General features: G+C 39.7%; 5 protein-coding genes and 1 tRNA gene. 4 read left to right on the top strand and 2 right to left on the bottom strand.

Going from position 1 to position 3876, the window contains the following annotated elements; all coding sequences use genetic code 11:
- Positions 1–201: tyrosine-type recombinase/integrase (locus tag JCM21738_RS26910; RefSeq protein ID WP_035210165.1), on the top strand; the 201-nt coding region annotated here is incomplete at its 5' end.
- Positions 198–617 (top strand): tyrosine-type recombinase/integrase, encoded by a 420-nt coding sequence (locus JCM21738_RS21125; RefSeq protein WP_148296169.1) that lies wholly within the window; start codon positions 198–200, stop codon positions 615–617. The genes JCM21738_RS26910 and JCM21738_RS21125, both read left to right, overlap by 4 nt.
- A gap of 110 nt (positions 618–727) precedes the next feature.
- On the opposite strand, the gene JCM21738_RS21120 is transcribed toward JCM21738_RS21125, so the two are convergent.
- Both JCM21738_RS21120 and JCM21738_RS21115 read right to left on the bottom strand, forming a co-directional pair.
- Positions 728–800: transfer RNA gene (locus JCM21738_RS21120), tRNA-Ala, on the bottom strand.
- 107 nt (positions 801–907) lie between these two features.
- The gene (locus JCM21738_RS21115; RefSeq protein WP_023626848.1) at positions 908–1603 is read right to left on the bottom strand and encodes an MgtC/SapB family protein; all 696 of its coding nucleotides are present in this window, start codon (positions 1601–1603) and stop codon (positions 908–910) included.
- Positions 1604–1758: 155 nt separating this feature from the next.
- Here JCM21738_RS21115 and JCM21738_RS21110 point away from each other — a divergent pair, with 155 nt between their 5' ends.
- Complete coding sequence (locus JCM21738_RS21110) at positions 1759–2673, top strand: DMT family transporter (protein WP_023626849.1); 915 nt, start codon at positions 1759–1761, stop codon at positions 2671–2673.
- A 9-nt stretch (positions 2674–2682) separates the two neighbouring features.
- On the top strand, positions 2683–3222 hold the full coding sequence (locus tag JCM21738_RS21105; RefSeq protein ID WP_023626850.1) for a GNAT family N-acetyltransferase: 540 nt from the start codon (positions 2683–2685) through the stop codon (positions 3220–3222).
- The last annotated feature ends 654 nt before the right edge of the window (positions 3223–3876 follow it).

Genomic DNA, 3876 nt, shown 5'->3' with positions numbered 1-3876 from the left:
CCATGGACAGAAGAACAAACGAATCGGTTTTTGGACGTAGTGAAGGAAGTTGAAGAAGAAACGATTTATGAAACCTTCATTTTTACTGGTATTAGACGGGGGGAAATGCTGGCATTAAAATGGTCGGATATAGATTTTGAAAAAGCAAAAATTCGGATCAGCCGCTCCCTTGCAAGGACGGTGAAGAGGGGGCTTTTTTGAAGGATGTAAAAACGAAAAGCTCACGCAGGCAAATATCCATTTCCTCATACTTAGTGGAAAAACTACTCCTCTATAAAGAAAAACAGGAAAAACATAAAGAAATGTTAGGTGCAGCTTATAATGATCTGGATATGGTATTCTGTGCTTATGATGGGAACTTTAAAGATTCTCGGAATTTGCTAAGGGAGTTTCATCGGTATATTAAAAAATCAGGCGTTCCGAAAATCACGCTTCATGATTTACGCCATCTTCATGCTACCCTGTTGCTGATATATGGAGAAAACCCAAAGATTGTAGCGGAACGATTAGGTCATGCCGATGTAACGACCACCCTGGACATATATTCGCATGTAAATCCGGACTTGCAACAACAAGCAGCAGATCGGTTTGAAAGGGGCTTTTTCAATCAAGCTTAAAACGCTTAAGTATACTAAAGGTGCACTTTTTGTGCACTTTTCATAGAGCATGGGGCAAAGGGAAGTCTTAAAAATGTAAAAAACCCTTGCTAGGCAAGGGTTTCCGATGATGGAGAATAGGGGGCTCGAACCCCTGACCTCAACGCTGCCAGCGTTGCGCTCTCCCAGCTGAGCTAATCCCCCGTATCTAATAGATAAGGTACAAGAAAGATTATATAACCATCTTGCCGGACATGCAAGACTAAATTTTATAAGCGCACTAAAAAAGCCGCCATTCAGCGGCTTTTCTACTACAAACCTTCTATTTCAACTCTGTTGATTCCTTCCATTTCGGACACCGTTTCGTACACATCCGTCGTCTTTCTGCGGAAGTCCACAGTTACAATCAATTGAACCAGCTGGTTTCCTTCCGCTAGATCCTTGATGCGGACATTTTTCAAAGAGATTTTTTCTTCTTTAATCTTGGTAATGATATCGGCAATGCTTTCCCGACTATTGACATTGAACTGTAGACGGATCTCTTTTTCCCTTAATTGCCTTGGACCGATGAAAGTCATTAGGAATGGTATGAATTCCACGCTAACAATAAGTAGAGCCACACCTGCTATGGCTTCCCAGTAAAATCCGGCACCTACTGTGATTCCAATACCAGCGGCCCCCCAAATCATAGCTGCGGTGGTTAGGCCTGAAATTGTGTCATTTCCTCTCCGTAAAATAACCCCGGCACCAAGGAAGCCGATACCAGATACAATCTGAGCCGCCAGACGGAGCGGATCCATCGTAATATTCACGTCTTCATCCCCGGGAAATATATAAGCTGATTCACTTGATACAATCGTCAAAAGACAGCTGACAATCGATATAACCAGGCTCGTTTTAAGGCCAACGGGTTTTCTTTTTATTTCCCTTTCAAGCCCAATGACCAGGCCCAAGAAAGCGGATATCCCCAACTTAAGTAAAATTTCCATATCAATTGAAAAGAACATGTCGTTTCTCCTGCCCCTGATAAGATGTATTTACTTTCCCTAAAAATGACGGACTAAACTTCTTATTGATAAAATAAAATTTTATTCAAGATAAAAGTTCAATTTCATTGTAAAATACATATAATTCACATTGTGTTTCTTAAAGGAGAATGGAAATGGAATCACCTAAATTAAATCCTTATATGGCGGTAGCAATCGGCGTGGTGGCAGTCTCAACTTCTGCGATCCTTGTCAAAGTCTCATCTGCACCGTCCGGAGTCATAGCTTTTTACCGATTATTCTTTTCTGTACTATTAATGTTGCCGGTGTTTTTTATAAAGTATGTTTCGGAACTTCGTCTTATTACGAAACGGGATTGGGTATTAACAGGGATAGCCGGAATTTTTCTGGCTTTTCATTTTATCCTCTGGTTTGAATCACTAAACTATACCTCAGTAGCAAGCTCTACCGTGCTGGTCACTCTCCAGCCGCTATTTGCTTTCGTAGGGGCTTACCTGTTTTTTAAGGAACGTGTATCCGTCAAAGCGATTTTAAGCGGCTTGATAGCAATCGGCGGCAGTGTCATCATCAGCTGGGGTGATTTTAAAATCAGCGGAAGTGCGTTGTTTGGGGACTTTTTGGCGATAGTAGCCTGTGCATTGGTAACTGTATACCTGTTATTTGGCCAAACGGTCAGGAAGAGAATGTCTCTAATAACCTATACTTTCATCGTCTATAGCATCAGTTCAATTACTTTATTCTTCTATGTAATTGCAGTGGGTGATTCGTTCTATCCATATCCCACAAGCGATTGGGTTTACTTTATCCTTCTTGCGCTGATACCAACTCTGCTAGGACATACATTGTTCAACTGGTCTATAAAATGGATCAGCGCCTCGGTCATTTCTATGGCGATACTATTTGAACCAGTGGGCGCAACCGTACTGGCCTTCTACCTGCTCGGTGAAAAAGTAATTTTGACACAGGTGATCGGAGGACTAGTTGTTATTGCTGGGATAACATTGTTTTTAGTAGATGAAAGAAAGATGAAGCTAAAAAATCAAGCCGAAATCAAATCAATCTCGGGGTAGGGGATAAAAGTGCAAATTAGAAAAGCAAGTAAAGATGACGCGAGCGGTATTGCAAAGGTTCACGTTAGAAGCTGGCAAGAAACTTATCAGGGAATTGTAAGCCAAGATTACTTGGATTCTTTACAGGTAGAGGACAGGAAACCTTTATGGGAAAAAAGCTTGTCAGAGAGTGCTGATACATCGCCGGTTTTTGTGGCTGTTAATCCAGAGGGAGAAATAGTTGGCTTTGCATCTTTCGGGAAAGAAAGATCAGGGAACTTTAAGGCTGATGGAGAACTGTACGCGATTTATATCCTTAAAGAGTACCAAAGAGAAAAACTTGGTCTGAGATTGCTAAAAGCCGGTCTGGATAAATTGCTGAAGCAGGGTTATGAATCCATGCTCGTTTGGGTGTTAGCTGATAATGAAAGCCGAAAATTTTATGAAAGCCTTCAGCCGAAAAAAGCTGGAGAAGAAGTTGTGAAAATTGCAGGCAAGGAATGTATCGAAGTAGCTTACGTATGGAGAGATTTAAAGTTGCTGCACCAGACTACTATAGAAAAAATGTAAGAGTATAGGTGTAAATCTGTAAGGTACAAACAAAAATCCCCTTTATAGAGGGGATTTTTTAAATGAATAGGTAAGTGAACCTTGAAAACAATAATGCACAGACAGAGCTAAAAATAAGAGTTCCTCCGTGAACCTTTCCTTCAGCGTTAGCGATTTTAATGGCTTCAGTGTAGGTAATGCTAAATAATAGTATCGCCATGAATAGTGAGAGATAAAGTGCAATTGATTGCAGCAAATAGGATCACCTCAGTAAATTAGTTTGTCCAAAGCATTATATGAGCACAACCGAGAAATTATTAATAAAAGCAATTAATAAGAAGAAACTCGGAAAACCAAATAGGATTCTCTCATTGTGAAAATTTCTTTCAAAATTATATTGCAAACATATTTTATCCATGGTATATTTAATCTCGCTTCAGGAAAACAACGTTGAATTGAAAAAACAAACATCAGTTTTTACGAAAAAAGAAAAACAAAATTGATGTTGACAATAATAAGACAGCGTGTTATATTAATAAAGTCGCTTATGGGCGACGAACTGAACAACTTGCTCTTTGAAAACTAAACAAACAAGCGTCAACAAACAATAAACGATTATGGCTTCTATTATAGAAGATCATGAGCCAACGTTTTAAAATATGAGCTAAACTCATA

This window comes from Mesobacillus boroniphilus JCM 21738, from assembly GCF_000517385.1.
GTDB lineage: Bacteria > Bacillota > Bacilli > Bacillales > Cytobacillaceae > Mesobacillus > Mesobacillus boroniphilus.
The sequence above is the reverse complement of the archived record's forward strand: the minus strand, read 5'-3'. Positions and strand labels throughout refer to the sequence as shown.